The sequence below is a fragment of the Mycobacterium parascrofulaceum ATCC BAA-614 genome, assembly GCF_000164135.1.
Classification (GTDB): Bacteria; Actinomycetota; Actinomycetes; order Mycobacteriales; family Mycobacteriaceae; genus Mycobacterium; species Mycobacterium parascrofulaceum.
Window position 1 is genome coordinate 216,223 of record NZ_GG770554.1, and the last position, 16,770, is coordinate 232,992.

The window sequence follows — 16,770 nt, forward strand, 5'->3', positions numbered from 1 at the left end:
ATCACGACCCCAAGAACTCGAGGATGGCGGGCGCGGCCTGCACCCACGTGTCGAACATGTTGAAGTGCTGCACCCGGCCCGCGGCGCGGTCCTCGGCGGCACGCTCCCAGGCGTCCTCGGGCCAGGGCGGATCGATGAGCTTCGACCCCTTGATCAGGCAGCTGACCTCGAGCGACGTCCGCTTGGGGTGGTCCATGTCGTTCTCGCCGCCGCGGATGATCAACGTGGGCACCGTGATCCGGTCGAACATCTCGTCGTCGACGCCCGGGATCGTCTGTCCCGGCTTGGACACGAACGCGTTGAGCCAGCGCAGCATCACCTTGAGGAACTCGCCAGAGTCGAAGTCGAGGAACCGCTGCTTGTTGTTCGGGTTTTCCTCGATGCGATCGCGCCACTCCTGCACCTTCACCACGCCGTCCATCCCGGTACCGCGCACCGCGAGAATGCTGGGGATGATGTAGAAGGAGCCCAACACGAACGTGCCGTAGACGCCGCCGACGATGTTCCACACCACGAGCTTGGTGACCATCTCGGGGTAGAGCATCGTGGTGAGCATCGAATCCCTTGCGCCACCGGAGCCGCCGGCGAGGATGCAGCGCTCGAAGCCCAGGCCGGTCACCAGCTTGTGCAGCGTCTCGGCACGCATGTGCGATTCGCTCTGGCCGTAGAACTGAACGTCGGAGGCACCGCAGTTGGGCCGGTCCCACAGCAACACGCGATAGCCGCCGGCGGCCAGCGCGTCCGCGAGCGGACGCAGGCCCTCGATCTCCTTGCTGAACCGGCCGCCCGGCGTCAGGGCAATGAGATCGCCGGAGTCACCGAGGATTTCGTAGACGACGTTTCCCCCGTTGATCTCGATTGAAGGCACCTGATTCTCCTGTTGTCTAGGCCTGCACCAAGACGTCGTCGCCGACGACGCGCACCGGATAGGTACGGATACTCCATTCGGGCTTGACCGCGGTGGTGCCGGTCGCCAGCTCGAAACCCCATTGGTGCCAAGGACAGTAGATGTACTCCAGGTCACGCACCATGACCGAGTCGCCCGGGGCGGTCTCGTCGACGATCGTGCGCCCCCGGGCGCGGCCCGAACACAGCGGACCGCCCTGGTGCGGGCAATAATTCGCGATGGCATAGAAGCTGCCGTTGACGTTGTAGACGCCGACGCCGTGCCGCCCGATCGGCACCAACTTGTGTGTTCCCGGCGGGATTTCGTCGACCGTCGCCACTACGTGTTCGCGGCCCTGGGCGAGGCGAGGCTCGGGCCGTTTCGTCTCCTCTGTCAACTCAGAGCACCCGGACCTGGCCCTCGAGGACGGGAACCGTCTCGGGCAGGTGGTATGTCGCAATGCCGTTCTTGTACATCACGGCGTCCCGCGCATGCTTGGGCAGATGCTTGACCAGCCAGCGCGGATCGTCGAACGTCCAGTGCGGGTAGTCCGAGGAGAACAGCAGGATCTTCTCGCACTCCATCCATTCCAGCGCGCGGGTCAGCTCGGTCTTGTCCTCGGGGTAGTCCAGCGGCTGGGTGGTGAACTTGATGTGGTCCTTGACGTAGTCCGACGGCTTGCGCTTGATGTCCACCCACGACTTGCGCGCTTCGTAGATCGCATCCATGCGCCACATCAGCGGCAGGATCCAGGAGAACGCGTGCTCGACGAACACGATCCGCAGCGTGGGGAACCGGTCGAACACGCCATCGAAGATCAGGCTCATCACCTGGTTGGCCGCCAGCAGTGAGTAGGTGACCATGAAGTCGTGGTTGTAGCTGGGGAAGCCCACCGGCGGGATCGGTAGCTCGTCGTACTGGCTGCGCGACAGGTGGCAGCTGACGGTGATGTCGTGCTTGGTGGCGGCGGCCCAGATGGGGTCGTATTTGGGATGACCCCAGGACGGCTTCGGCTCCGCCTTGATCAGGATCTGCGCCATGAAGGGATGCCCGGCCCAGCGCTCGATTTCGCGCACCGACGCTTCCGGCTCCTCGATGGCGAGGCAGATCGAGCCCCGCCACCGTTCGTGCCAGTTGTTGTGGCTGTCGAGCCAGTGATTGGCCTGCCAGTCGTTGAGCGCGTACGACATCGCGTGCTGCGCTTCGGGAAGGCGTGCCGGGTAGGCGGCGGGTTCCAGGATCGCGATGTCGGATCCCGCCTCCATGATGAGCTGGCGGAACGCCATATCCGGGTCGCTGCAGGGGAACTCGCCGTTGGCGGGGAACGAATCCACGCGCATCGCGTAGGAGTGCGCGTAGTCGGGAGCGTCGTAGTAGATCAGCTCACCCACGTTGCGGTTGAGGAAGTACTTGCTGCGCCAGGGCTCGGGGATGTACGGGACGAGCTCGCCCCGCTTGGGCGCCGGGTGGACGTCCGAGTCGACGCACCGGACGGCTATGCACTCCGCGGCGGGGACCCGCTCCTGCGAATGGGTCAACGTCATGTTGAACTCCTCGGTCTCACGTCTTACTCCTACTGTGCGCCGACTCCGGCGGGGATGTCTATCCCGTACAGCCGCGCCGCGTTACGCCAGCACACCTTCTCGCGCTGTTCGGCCGACAGCGCACCGGGAAGTTTGCCGGCGTCACCGAACTGCCAGTGCGGGTAGCTCGAGCCGAACATCACCATGTCGTCCTTGCCGGTGAAGCCGAACCATTCGCCGGCGAACTCGACGTCACCGGGACCGTCGAGGCTGCCCTGAACGAAATACACGTGACCGGGCAGGTAGTCGCTCGGAATCCGCGGCGCCCACGGCGTCTGTTCCAGGTGCGGCCGGCCGAACGTGTCCATCCGCCAGATGAACGGCGTCAGGAAGTCGGCGGCGCCGTCGGCCCAGACGAATTTCAGGTCGGCAAAGCGCTCGAACACGCCCTCTGCGATCATGTTCATCTGGTGGTAGATGTAGTTCAGCGCCATGAAGCTCACGTATTGCTCGTACGTGCGGGTGTTGCCGGACGGCGTCGGCGGGAACATGATCCCGTTGCCGACTTCGATGTGCGCGGCCACCGGAAGTCCCGCGTCGACCGCGGCCTCCCACAACGGCCAGAATTGTGGCTTGCCGTAGAGCTCGCGGGATTGCAGCGGCACGCCTATCTGGACGACGCGCGGATGCGCACGCCACCTCTCGATCTCGCGCAACGCGCCGGGGATGTCGTCGGGGTTCACCCGGATGGTGCCGCGGAATCGCTCGCCGAAGTCGGGGGACTCCAGCCAGTTCGACACCATCATCTCGTTGTGGGCGGCGTGTAGCGCGCTGCCCAGGTGGCGGTCCGGCATGATGCCGCGCCCCATCGGGTGCAGGACCGCCACGTCGACCCCACGCTTCGAAAAGAGCTCATTGGCAACGAATTCCGGATCCGAACCGGGATACTGCCCGTCCGGGCCCTCGGTGTTGGGCGCGTACTCACCGCCCGGAGCGCCATACCAGTCCATCTCGTAATCGGGGAACCCGCGGCTTTTGAACGGCTCGCGGAGAGTTTTGCGCAGCGCCTTGTTGGACGGAAAGAAAATGTGCACGCTCGCGTCGATGAGCGGTGTGCGGGTTCCGTCAGCGTGTTCGATCACGAAGCCATCCTTCGACTCGGGCGGCCAACGCGCACCCAGTCGGGTCATATGATAGATAATCTAACATTCTTCTCGGCGGTCAATCAACGGGTTTTCGGTAAGCATTTCGTTTAGTCATCGTCGCTGGTAGTCGCGGTTTTCGGGCCGCGGGCGCCAGTATCGTTCTTAAATCCGGATAATACCATTCTCGCGCCTTGGGCAGGGGTCGTCACAGTGGCCGGGTCGTGCGGAGGCGCCCGGTCAGGAAGAGGTGCGGCCCACGGTCACGCCGGCGGCCTTCTCCAGCGGTTTGATCACCGTCGTGAAGTCCGAATCGGGGCCCTGGTCGTCCGCGACCTTCGCCCAGAGCCGGCCGATCGTTGCGGCGACGTCGGTCGGCACGGCGAGCGCTTCCGCCTCGTCGAGGTACAGACGCACGTCCTTGACCATCAGGCCGGTGGCGAAGCCGTAGTCGAAGGTCCGGTTGAGGATCGCCCGGGGGAATTTGTCCCGGCTCGCGCTGGTGGCGCCCGACCCGGCGTTGAGCACCTCGATCATCACGTCGGGGTCGAGGCCGGCCTTGACGCCCATCACGACAACCTCGGCGGTGGCGGCCAGCACGTTGGCCGCCAGGATGTTGTTGGCGAGCTTCATCGTCTGCGCCGAACCGGGTTTGGCCCCGACGTAGAGGGGCCGGCCGATCGCCTCGAGCGCGGTCCGGACGGCGTCGAAGTCGGCGCGCGGACCGGACACCATGACCGCGAGCGCGCCCCGCTCGGCCCCAGCGACCCCGCCGCTGACCGGGCTGTCGATCGTCGCGATGCCCCGCTCGGCGAGCCGGTCGTGGATCTGCACCGCCACCCGGCTGCCGACGGTGGACAGGTCGACATAGCGCTTGACTCGTGCGCCCCCGATCACGCCGGCGGCACCGGTGGCCACCTCGAGCGAGGCGAGCGGTGTCGGCAGGCTCGCCAGGACGGTTTCGGTGCGGTCGGCGACCTCTTTCGGCGATGACGCCGGAAGCGCCCCCTCGGCGACGATGCGCTCGAGTGCCCCCTCGCGCGTGTCGAAGGCGACGACATCGTGGCCCTCCTGAATCAGGCGGCGCGCCATGGGAAATCCCATGTTGCCCAACCCGATGAATCCGACCTCCACGACGAGCCCTAGTCCCGGTCGGCTTCGGCGAACGCCTCACGCGCGATGCGGAAGCTGTCGACAGCGGCGGGCACACCGGCGTAGATGGCCACCTGCAGGAAGACCTCGCGGATCTCGTCGCGGGTGACGCCGTTCGTCAGTGCGGCCCTGACGTGCGTCCGCAATTCGTTCGGCCGATTGAGCACCGAGATCATCGCCAGGTTGAGCATGCTGCGCGTCTTGCGGGGCAGCTCCTCGCGGCCCCACACCGCGCCCCAACAGTATTCGGTGACGAGATCCTGCAGGGGCTTGGTGAACTCGTCCGCGTCGGCCAGCGCGCGGTTGACGTAATCCTCGCCGAGCACTTCGGAGCGAATGTGCAGGCCCCGCTGGTAGGTTTCGCGATCCAATGGTCTACTCCTTCGTCGTGGAGGTCGGCGCGCCGGAATCGCCGTGACCGCAGTCTTGCATCGCGGACACTGTGCGCGGCCCGCACCCGAGGCTCGATGCGCCCCGCCGGGAGCTCGCTCGGCCGCCTCGGTCACCCCATAATCCATTTGCGAGATTATTACTTCCACCGACGAGAATGATATTCTCGCCTCGGCGGTGATGACAGGAGGCGGCCTTCATGCTGTTGGAGTTCGATGCCGATCAGCGGCTGTGGCAGAAGACCGTTCGCGACGCCGTCGCCAAGCAGTGCCCGCCCTCGCTGGTGCGCGGCGTGGCGGAAGACGGCGTCGACCCGAGCCCGTTGTGGAAGTCCTATGTCGACCAGGGCTGGACCGAGCTGAGCGATCCGGAAAGCGCCGTCGAGCTGGCCATCGTGCTCGAAGAGCTCGGACGCGCCACCGACCCCACCCCTTTCCTGGCGACGATGAGCCAGTACGCCCCGTTGGCGGCCGCGCACTTCGACCCGCACGAGTCGGGTACCGCCGTGTACACCGGGGTGGCGGCGCATCGGGACGCGGACGGCTGGGTGCTGGACGGTACGGCCCGCCATGTGCTCGACGGCGACCGCGTCGACCGGCTGGCGGTGGTTACCGACGCCGGGGTGTTCCTCACCGCGTCGAACCAGGTGTCGGCGCGTCGCTCCGCGGTCTTCGACCCCGTCCTGCACGTCGCCGACCTGTCGTTCTGCGAGGTCCGGGTGCCCGACGCCGCCCGGCTCACGGTCGACCCCGAGCGCGCGCGCCACCTGGCGCTCACTGGCATGGCGATCACCATGGTCGGCGCCTGCCAACGCATTCTCGACCTGGTGCTCGAACACGTCCGCAGCCGTCAGCAATTCGGTGTGCCGATCGGCTCGTTCCAGGCCGTTCAGCACAAGGCCGCGGACATGCACGTCGCGGTGGAACGGGCCCGGGCACTGGCGTACTTCGCGGCGCTGACGATCGCCGCCGACGATCCCCGCCGCCGGCTGGCGGCGGCGATGGCCAAGGCGTCGGCGGGGGAGTGCCAGTCGCTGGTGTTCCGCCACGGGTTACAGCTCCATGGCGCAATGGGATTCACCTGGGAGAACGATCTGCAGTTCGCGCTGAAGCGAGCCAAAGCCGGCGAGCTGATGCTCGGTGGCGCGGCCGAGCACCGGGCGCGCATCGCGGAGGAATACCGTGCAGCTGACTTTTGATTCCGACGTCGAGGAGTTCCGGGCGCAGTTCTCGGCCTTCCTCGACGAGAATCTGCCTGCCGCAAGCGAAACGCTCGAGCGCCCGCGGTCGGTATCGCACATGCCTCGGTGGGCGCGCGACTGGCAGCGGCTGCTGTTCGACAACGGCTGGCTCCTGCCCGGCCAGCCGCCCGAGTTCGGCGGTCGCAACGCGACGGTCATCCAGCAGTTCGTCTACCTCGAGGAGCTCAGCCGCCGTCGCATCTACCACAGCTTCAACCCGCAGGGCGTGAATATCGTTGCGGCGTCGCTGTTGTCGTTCGGCAGCGAGGAACAGAAGCGGCGTTGGGCGGTGCCGATCCTGCGGGCCGAGATCACGGCCTCGCTCGGGATGAGCGAACCCAGCGCGGGCTCCGACCTGGCGTCGCTGCGCACGCGCGCGGTGCTGGACGGCGATCACTTCGTGGTCAACGGCCAGAAGGTGTGGACGTCGGGAGCGCACGACGCCGACGTGCTGCTGACCTTTGTCCGCACCAACCCGGATGCCCCCAAGCACAAGGGAATCAGCGCACTGGTCATCCCCACCGACAGCCCGGGCCTGGTGCGCCGGCCGTTCCCGTCGCTCTGCGGTGCCGACGATCTGGATTTCAACGAGGTCTTCTTCACCGACGTGCGGGTGCCGGCGGAGAACCTGGTCGGGGAGCTCGACCAGGGCTGGCGGGTGGCCAACGGGTCGCTGGGGCATGAGCGCACGATGATGTGGCTGGGTTTCGCCGATCGCCTCGACAACATGATCGACGACTTCCGGCCCCACACCGAGGTCGAGCGCGACCAGTACGCGAGCACCATCATGGACAAGCAGGCGCTGCGGCTGTTGGGCTCGGTGGCGTTGGCGCGTGCCGCGCGCGGCGAAGACGACGTGGCCGCGATCTCGGTGCTCAAGCTGCTCGGGTCCGAGGCCGAACTGCGTGGCATGGAGCTGGCGCTGACATCGGCGGGATCCGACGGACTCGTCCACCCGGGGCAGACCGGGCCGTACGCGCACATGAACCTCGACCATTATTTCGCCAGCTGGTTCGAGCGTTACGCCCGCAGCTTTTCCGGGACCATCGCCGGGGGCACCTCGGAGATCCAGCGCAACATCATCGCCCAGCGGGTGCTCGGGCTCCCGCGGGGTTAGCCGCCCAGGGCAATGCGGGTGGCTAGACCGGGTCGAATTTGGTGATCAGCCACTGGCCGTTGATCCGCGCCAGACTCACCAGCACGCTGCTGGACGTCATCGCCGGGTCGGGGTTGTCCTTGCTGGTGGTGCTCTGGTCGACCAGCACCAGCACGACCGCCGAGTCGGGCCGCAACTCCGAGACCGCGGCGCCGATCTCCCGAGCGCTGGCCTGCAGCGACTTCTGTTTGGCCGCCGGGGCGACGATCTGGTCGGTGAACTGGTTGTAGTACGAGAGGAAGTCGCGGAAAGGTGTGACTTCGCGGCCGCAAAGTCTTTGTCGAGCGTGTCGGGCGAGTAGAACAGCAACGCGACCGTGCCGTCGGACGCCGCACCGACGACCGCGTTCGCGACGCAGGCGTCGGTTTGTCTGTCGGGCCGGTAGTACTCGAAGTACAGCCACGTGGCCGCACCGGCGGAATCAGCAGCAGCAAGATTAGAACGACGGGAACGACTTTCAACCTGCGCCGCACGCGGGTCCCGTCACCCGCATCCCGTTTGGTCGGCGGGGCGGAATCGTCGGCGGTGTCGACGTCGCGGGTGTCTTCGCTCACGGCATCGCAGCTGCAAGCCCTGCACCGCCGCCACCGGGGACAACCGCCCGCACCAGGACACACCCGACGCGTCGAGTTCGAGTACCGCCGCGGTGGCACCCTGGCCTACTTCGCCGCCTACGACGTCCACCACGCCCGAGTGCTTGGCCAGATCGCCCCCAAGACCGGCATCGAACCCTTCGAGAAGTTGGTGGCCCACGTCATGACGACCGAACCATATGCCTCGGCCCGACGGGTGTTCTGGGTCGTCGACAACGGGTCGTCCCACAACGGGGCGCGCTCGATCGAACGCCTGAACACGGCCTGGCCCACCGCGACCCTGATACACCTCCCGATCCATGCGTCCTGGCTCAACCAGGTGGAAATCTACTTCTCGATACTGCAGCGAAAAGCCATCAACCCCAACGACTTCGCCGACCTCGACCAACTCTCCGAACGCATCATCGGCTTTCAGGACCGCTACAACAGCACCGCGACACCATTCGACTGGACCTACACCCGAGACGACCTCAACGCCTTCCTGAACCGCCTCGACCTCAACGACACCAGCCTGCACGCCGCATAACCCCCGACGAACTAACGACCGTGACCACTAGCGCTTCAGCTTCGGCGGCTTCGGCCTCGGCTTCCTCGATCAAGGCCATCGTGTCGGCCTTCGAGGTGGCCGGATCTCGCGGCGGTTTCTTGGCGTCAGCCATCGCGCTTGCTGCCCGTTGCCACCATGATTCGACTGACCCCTGTGCGTTCACGCGGCTACCATCGCACGAGCCAGAACTGTGAACTGTTGGTGCTACCCGGTCCGCCACTGCAGCCCGTGTCGAACGTCGAGTCCACCTGACCCGCCAGCGTCGCCGCGTCCCACGTGTACACGTCATGCGACGGGAAGAACTGGACCGCGCAGCGCACACCGTCGGCCATGGTGTAGCGGCCGTTGGCCAGGTGGGCGTCCGACTTCCAAAACGCCGCCTGCCCGTTGGGTTGCGCGATCGCTTGACCGTCAGGCATTCCGGTCCTGGTCATATCGGCACGGTCGAATCGCAGAGGTCCAGCTGTGGCTCGGATCGCGGGGGTGTCCAGCCGATAGTTGCCGATCTGCATGTCCGCGCGTGCGGTGGCATTAAGAATCAGCGCGGCCGTGGCAAGCGCAAGGCTCACAGCAAGAGTCTTCACCGATGCGTCGCCCATCTCTGCACAAGCGGTTGACCCAATATCGGGCGCGGTCCCACCGAACAGGCCTACTCGGCAAATTGCGGGGGGCAACGGCTCAGTCGATGACGGCGGCCTCCTTGCGTTCGGTTATCGGCCTGGCAAGTTCTTGTTGGTCGCAAATGCGCTGCAATTTCTCCAGCGTCTCGTCCAGGCCGGCCCCGATCTTGCGGCCGGGGGTGAAGCCGGCCGGCAGCTTGCGCATGCCCTGGATGACGCCGATGGTCTCGTAGTGGATGGTGCCCTCGGGGTCGCAGTGATAGTCGGGCATCCGGTCGAGAACGGCCGTCAGCATCGATTTGAACACGGTGCGAGCCACGTTGGATCCGATGCACCGGTGGACGCCGAGGCCAAAGCTGAAGTGGCGATTACCCTTTCGGTCCAGCACGATCTCGTCCGGGTCTTTGAACACCGCTGGGTCCCGGTTGGCCATGGCCCACGAGATCCACAGCCGTTCCCCCTCCTTGAACTGGGTGCCGTCGAGTTCGACGTCGTCGGAGAAGGTTCGGCCGTCGCCGGGGGCCGGGGTGAAGTACCGCAGGAATTCCTCGGTCGCCGGGTCGAGCAGGGTATCGCGTTGCTTGCTGAGCAACTCGCGTTGATCGGGGTGCTCCGAGAGCCATTCCAGGGAATGGGCGGTCAGCGCCGTGGTGGTGTCGAAGCCGCCGCCGATGACCAGGCCGAGGTTGCCGAGGATTTCCAGGTCGGGGGCGGGCTGCCCGTCGATCCGCATCTCCAGCAGGGCGTTGACGATGCCGGGTCGCGGGTTCTGGCGAATCTCGATCATGTTGTTGACCAGGTCGAGCCCCATCTGCCGGTGCATCTCGGTGACCCGCTGGATATCCGGGGAGTGTTCGGGGGTGTAGACGGCCGCATGGGTGGGCTCGCTGTACATCTGCCAGTTCTTCAGTGGGATGCCCAGCATGGCCAGTGTCAGAACCGCGGGCACGACATTGGCCAGGTCGTCGACGAAGTCGATCTGGCCTTCCTCGATCTTCTCGTCGAGGCAGGCGCGGGTCACGTCGTCGATGAACGGCTTCCAGCGCTTGACCGCTGCCGGTGACAGGTAGGGGTTGAGCACGTTGCGATAGATGCGGTGCTCGGGGTCGTCCATCTCCAAGATGCCGCCGCGTACCCCGTTGATCCGGCTGGCCGTCGGAATCGAAATGCCTTTGTAGCCGCGGCGTTCGTTGTTGACATCGTGATCGTTGGAGACCGCCGGGCAGCGAGCCAGTTCGAACACCTCGTGGCTTCCGGCCGCCACCCAGTGGCCGCCGTAGGCGTCGCTCCAGGCCATCGGGCACTTGGCGTGCATCTCTTCGGTGATGGCCTTGAAGTTCGACCGGTATTCCGGGGAATGCCGCTCGAACTGATACCGCTTCTTCTTGCGGTCGCTATCGCTGACCGCGTCGCCGACACTCAAAGCTCTGTCTCCCTTTATGTGTCATTCGGTGATGATGATGGCCTGCTCCGGGCAGGACTGCGCGGCTTCGCGAACCTGGTCCTCGCGCTCGGTAGGCACCACTTCGTCGACCGCGGACGAACTGCCGTCGATGTCGCTGAGCTGAAAGGACTCCGGCGCGATCATCGCGCACAGGGTGTGGCCCTGACAGCGTTCTGGATCAACCCAGACCTTCACGGTGTCTCCTTGTGGTGGTTCCTTGCCGGCTCAGGTGTTGCGGCCGCCGTTGACGCCGAGGATCTGACCGGTGATGTAGCCGGCCTCTTCGGAGACCAGGAAAGCGCATGCCGCCGCGATGTCTTCGGGCTTGCCCATCCGGCGCACCGGGGTCCGCGCGATGGTCTCCTCGATGTCGCCCAGGAAGCCGTTCTTCTCCGCGGCGCGCAACATCGGGGTGTCGATGAAGCCCGGCGGCACCGCGTTGACCGTGATGCCGGCGGGGCCGTACTCGAGGGCCAGGGACTTGGTGAGCCCGTTGACGGCGGACTTGGCCGCCACGTAATGGCTCATGTACGGCGCGCCGGAATGCGTGCTCGAGGAGGAGATGTTGACGATGCGCCCCCACTGCGTCTCGATCATGTCGGGCAGCACGGCCTGAATGGTGTGGAACACCCCGTTGAGGTTGACGTCGATCACCCGTTGCCAGTCGTCGAACGTGATGTTGTTGAAGCGCTTGAATCCGTCCAGACCCGCGGCATTGACGAGAACCGTGACCGGCCCGAGCTTGGCGCGGATGGCCGCGAACGCGGCGTCCACCTGCGATCGATCGGTGACGTCCGCGGTGAACGAATGGTCGTCGTCCGACGGTCGCAGGTCGATCGTGGCGACGTCCAGGCCGTCGGCGCGCAACCGCTGCGCCACGGCAAGACCGATGCCGGATCCGCCACCGGTGACCACCGCAGTCTTCACGTTTGAGACCTCTACTCCACAGGTGACCGTCTCAGCCACAAAGAATCTCGCTTACGATTATGAGAACCTTACTCTCACGGAAGATCGGGTTGCAACACGCCCGGGAAACCCTGTTCGGCCTGCTTCGAGGCGCCCTACGCGGCGGCGGACGGGCGCTTGCGTCGCTGGTCAGGGGCCCGCCTTCAATCCTGAGAGTTTCTTGAATTATCGAGACTCGAATGTAAGACTCGCCGGGGAAGAGAATGAAATTATCGTGACCGTCACCACATTAGGGGGTACGGAATGCCTGCCCAGGACACGGCAGAGCCCGCCGCTGGAGCCACAGCGACCATCGCGGATGCCGCGCCTGAGTCACACGCCGACCGCCGGCTGTTGATCGGTGGCCGCCTGGTCACCGCCGACAAGACTTTTCCGTCGATTAATCCCGCCACCGGTGCGGTCATCGGGCACGCTCCGGACGCCGGTGCCGGCGAGGCCCAAGCGGCGATCGCGGCGGCCCGGCATGCGTTCGACACCACCCGTTGGTCCACCGACGTCGAGTTGCGGATCCGCTGCCTCGACCAGCTGCACCGGGTGCTGGTCGAGCACGCCGACGAGTTGCGCGAGCTCACCATCGCCGAGGTCGGCGCCACGCGGGCGCTGACCCAGGGCGCTCAGCTCGACGAGCCGATCGGCATCGTGCGCTTCTACGCGGACCTACTTCGCGGCTATGAGTTCTCCGACGACCTCGGCGAGAAAGAATCGCGGGGCATGCTCCACCACCGCTGGGTGGAGAAGGAAGCGGCCGGGGTGGTCGCGGCGATCATCGCCTACAACTACCCGAACCAGTTGGCGCTGGCGAAGCTGGCCCCGGCGCTCGCCGCCGGGTGCACCGTCGTCCTCAAGGGCGCGCCGGACACACCGTTGGTCACACTGGCGCTCGGCGAGCTGATCGCCGCACACACCGACATACCGGCCGGCGTGGTCAACGTGCTGAGCTCGTCGGGTCCCGAGGCGGGTGAGGCGTTGACCACCAGTCCCGACGTCGACGTCGTCACCTTCACAGGATCGACGGCGGTCGGGCGCAAGATCATGGCCGCGGCGAGCGAGACGGTCAAGCGCGTCTTCCTGGAATTGGGCGGCAAGTCGGCGGCCATCATCCTCGACGACGCCGACTTCACGAGCGCGGCCATGTTCGCGGCGTTCAGCATGGTGACCCACGCGGGGCAGGGGTGCGCGCTGACGTCGCGGCTGCTGGTGCCCCGGTCGCACCACGACGAGATCGTCGACTTGATCGCGCAGAACTTCGCCAAGGTGCGCCATGGTGACCCGGCCGATCCGAAAACCTTCATGGGGCCGTTGATCAACGAACGCCAGCGGGACAAGGTCGACGGCATGGTCCAGCGGGCGGTGGCCGCCGGCGCGACCCTGGTCACCGGCGGCAAGCGGTTGGATCCCGGCTACTTCTATGCACCGACGCTGCTCACCGACGTCGATCCCGACAGCGAGATCGCGCAGGAGGAGATCTTCGGGCCGGTGCTGGTCGTGATCGCATTCGACGATGACGACGACGCAGTGCGCATCGCCAACAACTCGATCTACGGGCTGGCGGGCGCCGTCTTCGGCGGCGACCAGGACCGGGCGCTCGCCGTGGCGCGCCGGATCCGGGCCGGTTCCTTCTCCATCAACGGCGGCAACTACTTCGGCGCGGACAGCCCGTTCGGGGGCTTCAAGCAGTCGGGGGTGGGTCGCGAGATGGGGGTTGCCGGGCTGGAGGAGCTCTTGGAGAGCAAGACGTTTGCGGTGCCGGCCGCGGGGGCCCGGGCATGAGGCCGCTGGAGGGGATCCGCGTCCTGGAAGTGGCCATGTACGGCTTCGTCCCTTCGGCCGGCGCCGTGCTCGCCGAGTGGGGCGCGGACGTGGTCAAGGTCGAGCACGCGGTGACGGGCGACCCCCAGCGCGGACTGCGCCAGACCGGCATGCTGCGCGTCGAGGGCGACCCGAACCCCAACATCGAGCACGCCAACCGGGGCAAGCGCAGCATCGGCCTGGACATGTCGGTGCCCGAGGGCAAGGAGGTGCTCTACGAGCTTGCCCGCCGCTCCGACGTCTTCCTGACCAGTTTTCTTCCCGCTCACCGGAAGAAGTTCGGCATCGACATCGAGGACATTCGTACGGTCAACCCGAAGATCGTCTACGCCCGCGGGAGCGCGCTCGGTCCGCGCGGCCCCGAGTCAGACAAGGGCGGCTACGACATGACCGCCTTCTGGTGCAGGGCCGGAACCGCCGCGACAATCACCCCGGCGGGGATGCCCGGCATGATCGCGCCCCCCGGCCCGGCCTACGGCGACACCATCTCCGGCACCAACCTCGCCGGCGGCATCGCGGCCGCGCTGCTCAAGCGGGAGCGCACCGGCGAAGCGTCCATCGTGGACGTGTCGCTGCTGGGCAGCGGCCTGTGGTCGATGGGACACACGGTCGCGCTGACGAAGCACCTGGGGCAGCGGATGGAAGCGCCTCCGCCGGGCGTGCACGGCGCCCCGAACAACCCATTGGTGGGCCTCTACACCACGTCCGACGAACGCTACATCTCGTTCGTGATGATGCAGCCCACCAAGTTCTGGGCCGACGTATGCCGGCATGTCGACCTGCCGGAGCTCGCCGACGATCCGCGCTTCGCCACGGTGGAAAACATCGCCGCCAATACGGCGGACGCGGTGGAAATCCTCACCAAGGCCATCGGCACCCGCACCCTTGCCGAGTGGAGCGAACGCTTTGTCACGCTTGCCGGTCCGTGGGCGCCCGTGCAGGACACCTTGCAGGCGGTCGACGACGCGCAGATCCGGGCGAACGACTACCTTGTTCATGCAGGCGAACTCGACCTGGTGGCCAACCCGGTACAGTTCGACGTCGCAGCGCCACAGACCGGGCCGGCCCCAGCATTCGCCGAGCAGACCGACGAGATTCTGATGGAGCTCGGGCTCGATTGGGACCGCATCATCGAACTCAAGACGGCCGGCGCCGTCACTTGAGTGCTATAGGGACGGAGCTGTGTGAAATGCCTGAGCCGCGCGCCGCTTGTCCTCCGATGGGCTGCCGGATAACGGTTTCGAGTTTTCGGTTCCACCGGGACGCGGCATGAGTCATAATCGCCGGACGCTTCGAGACGTGGGGCCCCTCGCTTCGAAGGTCCAACTCACGCGACAGGACGGAGGCGGGGCGTGAGGATCGTAGAGGTTGTCACGCCAGAGGTAGAGGCCGGAATGTGGCTGTCCGCTACGCATTTCGCGATCGAAGGCGTGAGTTCGTGGCGGTCGGATCGACCGACCTTCCAGCAGCCGGCGCAACGGAAAAGATTGAAGAATGAGACTGTCGGTCTGAAAAATGCTGGAAGGAGCTGAGATCGATGGCGATTAGGCGAGCCGGCCCGGAGCGATGGACGGGGGGCATCTCGTTGGGACGCGGCTCCAAACCGATGGAGGCGGTCGGCGGCCTATTTGCGATGTCGGCCGACGCGATCAAATTCGTCTTTCGCCGACCCTTTCAATGGCGCGAGTTCTTGGAGCAGTCGTGGTTCGTTGCGCGCGTTGCGATCGCACCGACGCTACTGGTTGCCATTCCGTTCACCGTGTTGGTCAGCTTCACCCTCAACATTCTGTTGCGGGAACTGGGTGCCGCGGATCTGTCCGGCGCCGGCGCCGCCTTTGGTGCGGTCACCCAAGTTGGTCCACTGGTAACGGTGTTGATCGTGGCGGGGGCGGGTTCCACGGCGATGTGTGCCGACTTGGGTTCGCGAACGATCCGGGAAGAGATCGATGCGATGGAGGTGCTGGGAATCAACCCGGTGCAACGACTGGTGACGCCTCGTATGCTCGCGGCTGGGCTGGTGGCCCTGCTGCTCAACAGCCTGGTCGTCATCATCGGGATTGTGGGCGGCTACGTTTTTTCGGTGTTCGTTCAAGACGTCAACCCGGGGGCGTTCGCCGCTGGCATCACCCTGCTAACCGGTGTTCCCGAGGTAATCATTTCTTGCGTCAAGGCAGCGCTTTTCGGCCTGATCGCCGGCTTGGTCGCGTGCTATCGCGGGCTGACGATCACAGGCGGCGGCGCCAAGGCCGTCGGCAACGCTGTCAATGAGACGGTCGTGTACGCGTTCATGTCGTTGTTCGTCGTGAACGTGGTCGTCACCGCGATCGGCATCCGAATGTCAGCCAAGGGTCACTGAGGAGGTGGAGACGCACGCCATGATGACGTTACGAGCCGCTTATCCGCGCCTGACGCGGCAAATCGAAAAGCCGGTCGGCACTCTCGGCCGCATCGGCGACCACACCCTCTTCTACGGCAAGGCGCTTGCCGGGGTCCCTTTCGCGGTGCGCCACTACCGGCGAGAGGTCATCCGCCTCATCGCCGAAATCAGCATGGGCGCGGGAACTTTGGCCATGATCGGCGGCACGCTAGTGATCGTCGGCTTCTTGACGCTGGCGGCGGGCGGCACGCTGGCAGTACAGGGTTACAGCTCGCTGGGCAATATCGGCATCGAGGCGCTGACCGGTTTCCTGGCCGCCTTCATCAACGTTCGAATCGCAGCGCCAATCGTCGCCGGAATCGGTCTGGCGGCGACCTTCGGTGCCGGTGTGACCGCGCAGCTCGGCGCGATGCGGATCAACGAAGAAATCGACGCGTTGGAATCCATGGCGATCCGGCCTATTTCGTATCTGGTCAGCACCAGGATCGCGGCAGGGATGATGGCGATCACACCGCTGTATTCCATCGCCGTCATCCTGTCCTTCCTCGCCAGCCAGTTCACGACCGTCGTCCTCTTCGGCCAATCGGGCGGCCTGTACCAGCATTACTTCACGACCTTCCTCAACCCGATCGACTTGTTGTGGTCGTTCCTGCAGGCCGTCCTGATGGCGATCACAATCTTGCTGATCCACACGTACTTCGGTTATTTTGCTTCGGGCGGTCCAGCCGGAGTCGGCGTCGCGACCGGGAACGCGGTACGGACGTCGCTGATCGTGGTCGTATCAGTAACACTGCTGGTGTCGCTGTCTATATACGGCTCCAACGGCAACTTCCACTTGTCCGGGTAGGAGGATGTGACTTGACGGAGCGTCCCGGGCCCGGCCCTACTCACCGCTCTGACACCAGCAGCAGCGCGAGATCAGTCG

General features: G+C 65.7%; 16 protein-coding genes and 2 pseudogenes. 7 read left to right on the plus strand and 11 right to left on the minus strand.

Translation table 11 applies throughout. The annotated features are described in order from the left end of the window. Nucleotide 1 precedes the first annotated feature (1 nt). The 6 genes from HMPREF0591_RS11005 to HMPREF0591_RS11030 all read right to left on the minus strand — a co-directional run bounded on the left by HMPREF0591_RS11005 (nucleotide 2) and on the right by HMPREF0591_RS11030 (nucleotide 5,074). The gene (locus HMPREF0591_RS11005) at nucleotides 2-868 is read right to left on the minus strand and encodes an alpha/beta fold hydrolase (protein WP_007168609.1); all 867 of its coding nucleotides are present in this window, start codon (nucleotides 866-868) and stop codon (nucleotides 2-4) included. Between the two features lie 16 nt (nucleotides 869-884). Continuing rightward, nucleotides 885-1,283, minus strand: a complete 399-nt coding sequence (locus HMPREF0591_RS11010; protein ID WP_007168610.1) for a Rieske (2Fe-2S) protein — start codon at nucleotides 1,281-1,283, stop codon at nucleotides 885-887. A gap of 1 nt (nucleotide 1,284) precedes the next feature. Next, on the minus strand, nucleotides 1,285-2,430 hold the full coding sequence (locus tag HMPREF0591_RS11015) for an amidohydrolase family protein (RefSeq protein WP_007168611.1): 1,146 nt from the start codon (nucleotides 2,428-2,430) through the stop codon (nucleotides 1,285-1,287). 29 nt (nucleotides 2,431-2,459) lie between these two features. Further along, nucleotides 2,460-3,551 (minus strand): amidohydrolase family protein, encoded by a 1,092-nt coding sequence (locus HMPREF0591_RS11020; RefSeq protein WP_036455464.1) that lies wholly within the window; start codon nucleotides 3,549-3,551, stop codon nucleotides 2,460-2,462. A gap of 240 nt (nucleotides 3,552-3,791) precedes the next feature. Further along, entirely contained in the window at nucleotides 3,792-4,685 is an 894-nt protein-coding gene (locus tag HMPREF0591_RS11025) for an NAD(P)-dependent oxidoreductase (protein WP_007168613.1), read from the minus strand. 8 nt (nucleotides 4,686-4,693) lie between these two features. Continuing rightward, entirely contained in the window at nucleotides 4,694-5,074 is a 381-nt protein-coding gene (locus HMPREF0591_RS11030) for a carboxymuconolactone decarboxylase family protein (RefSeq protein ID WP_007168614.1), read from the minus strand. Between the two features lie 218 nt (nucleotides 5,075-5,292). On the opposite strand from HMPREF0591_RS11030, the gene HMPREF0591_RS11035 reads away from it, so the two are divergent. Then, nucleotides 5,293-6,291: an acyl-CoA dehydrogenase family protein gene (locus HMPREF0591_RS11035; protein ID WP_007168615.1), complete on the plus strand. Its 999-nt coding sequence runs from the start codon at nucleotides 5,293-5,295 to the stop codon at nucleotides 6,289-6,291. After that, the gene (locus HMPREF0591_RS11040) at nucleotides 6,275-7,450 is read left to right on the plus strand and encodes an acyl-CoA dehydrogenase family protein (RefSeq protein WP_007168616.1); all 1,176 of its coding nucleotides are present in this window, start codon (nucleotides 6,275-6,277) and stop codon (nucleotides 7,448-7,450) included. Before HMPREF0591_RS11035 ends, HMPREF0591_RS11040 begins: the two co-directional genes overlap by 17 nt. Nucleotides 7,451-7,472: 22 nt before the next feature. Here the strand turns inward: HMPREF0591_RS11040 and HMPREF0591_RS11045 are convergent. Further along, a pseudogene (locus HMPREF0591_RS11045) lies at nucleotides 7,473-8,043 on the minus strand (hypothetical protein). Between HMPREF0591_RS11045 and HMPREF0591_RS11050 the strand changes: the two are divergent. After that, nucleotides 8,030-8,608: a transposase gene (locus HMPREF0591_RS11050; protein ID WP_197095506.1), complete on the plus strand. Its 579-nt coding sequence runs from the start codon at nucleotides 8,030-8,032 to the stop codon at nucleotides 8,606-8,608. The pseudogene HMPREF0591_RS11045 and the gene HMPREF0591_RS11050 overlap by 14 nt on opposite strands. Before the next feature lie 188 nt (nucleotides 8,609-8,796). On the opposite strand, the pseudogene HMPREF0591_RS11055 reads toward HMPREF0591_RS11050, so the two are convergent. The 4 genes and pseudogenes from HMPREF0591_RS11055 to HMPREF0591_RS11070 form a co-directional block, all read right to left on the minus strand. After that, nucleotides 8,797-9,228 (minus strand): annotated as a pseudogene (locus HMPREF0591_RS11055) (hypothetical protein). A gap of 79 nt (nucleotides 9,229-9,307) precedes the next feature. After that, nucleotides 9,308-10,672: a cytochrome P450 gene (locus tag HMPREF0591_RS11060; protein ID WP_007168621.1), complete on the minus strand. Its 1,365-nt coding sequence runs from the start codon at nucleotides 10,670-10,672 to the stop codon at nucleotides 9,308-9,310. 21 nt (nucleotides 10,673-10,693) lie between these two features. Beyond that, nucleotides 10,694-10,888, minus strand: a complete 195-nt coding sequence (locus HMPREF0591_RS11065) for a ferredoxin (RefSeq protein ID WP_007168622.1) — start codon at nucleotides 10,886-10,888, stop codon at nucleotides 10,694-10,696. Between the two features lie 30 nt (nucleotides 10,889-10,918). Next, nucleotides 10,919-11,620 carry an SDR family NAD(P)-dependent oxidoreductase gene (locus tag HMPREF0591_RS11070; RefSeq protein ID WP_007168623.1) on the minus strand — a complete coding sequence of 234 codons (702 nt, stop codon included), beginning with the start codon at nucleotides 11,618-11,620 and terminating at the stop codon, nucleotides 10,919-10,921. Between the two features lie 282 nt (nucleotides 11,621-11,902). Here HMPREF0591_RS11070 and HMPREF0591_RS11075 point away from each other — a divergent pair, with 282 nt between their 5' ends. The 4 genes from HMPREF0591_RS11075 (at nucleotide 11,903) to HMPREF0591_RS11090 (ending at nucleotide 16,692) form a co-directional block, all read left to right on the plus strand. Next, nucleotides 11,903-13,429, plus strand: coding sequence for an aldehyde dehydrogenase family protein (locus tag HMPREF0591_RS11075; RefSeq protein WP_007168624.1), 1,527 nt, complete (start codon nucleotides 11,903-11,905; stop codon nucleotides 13,427-13,429). Further along, a complete protein-coding gene (locus HMPREF0591_RS11080) occupies nucleotides 13,426-14,631 on the plus strand; it encodes a CaiB/BaiF CoA transferase family protein (protein ID WP_007168625.1) in 1,206 nt (401 codons plus the stop codon). Before HMPREF0591_RS11075 ends, HMPREF0591_RS11080 begins: the two co-directional genes overlap by 4 nt. A gap of 374 nt (nucleotides 14,632-15,005) precedes the next feature. After that, nucleotides 15,006-15,824, plus strand: a complete 819-nt coding sequence (locus tag HMPREF0591_RS11085; RefSeq protein WP_036454648.1) for an MlaE family ABC transporter permease — start codon at nucleotides 15,006-15,008, stop codon at nucleotides 15,822-15,824. A 22-nt stretch (nucleotides 15,825-15,846) separates the two neighbouring features. After that, on the plus strand, nucleotides 15,847-16,692 hold the full coding sequence (locus HMPREF0591_RS11090; RefSeq protein WP_081656367.1) for an MlaE family ABC transporter permease: 846 nt from the start codon (nucleotides 15,847-15,849) through the stop codon (nucleotides 16,690-16,692). Nucleotides 16,693-16,770 lie beyond the last annotated feature (78 nt).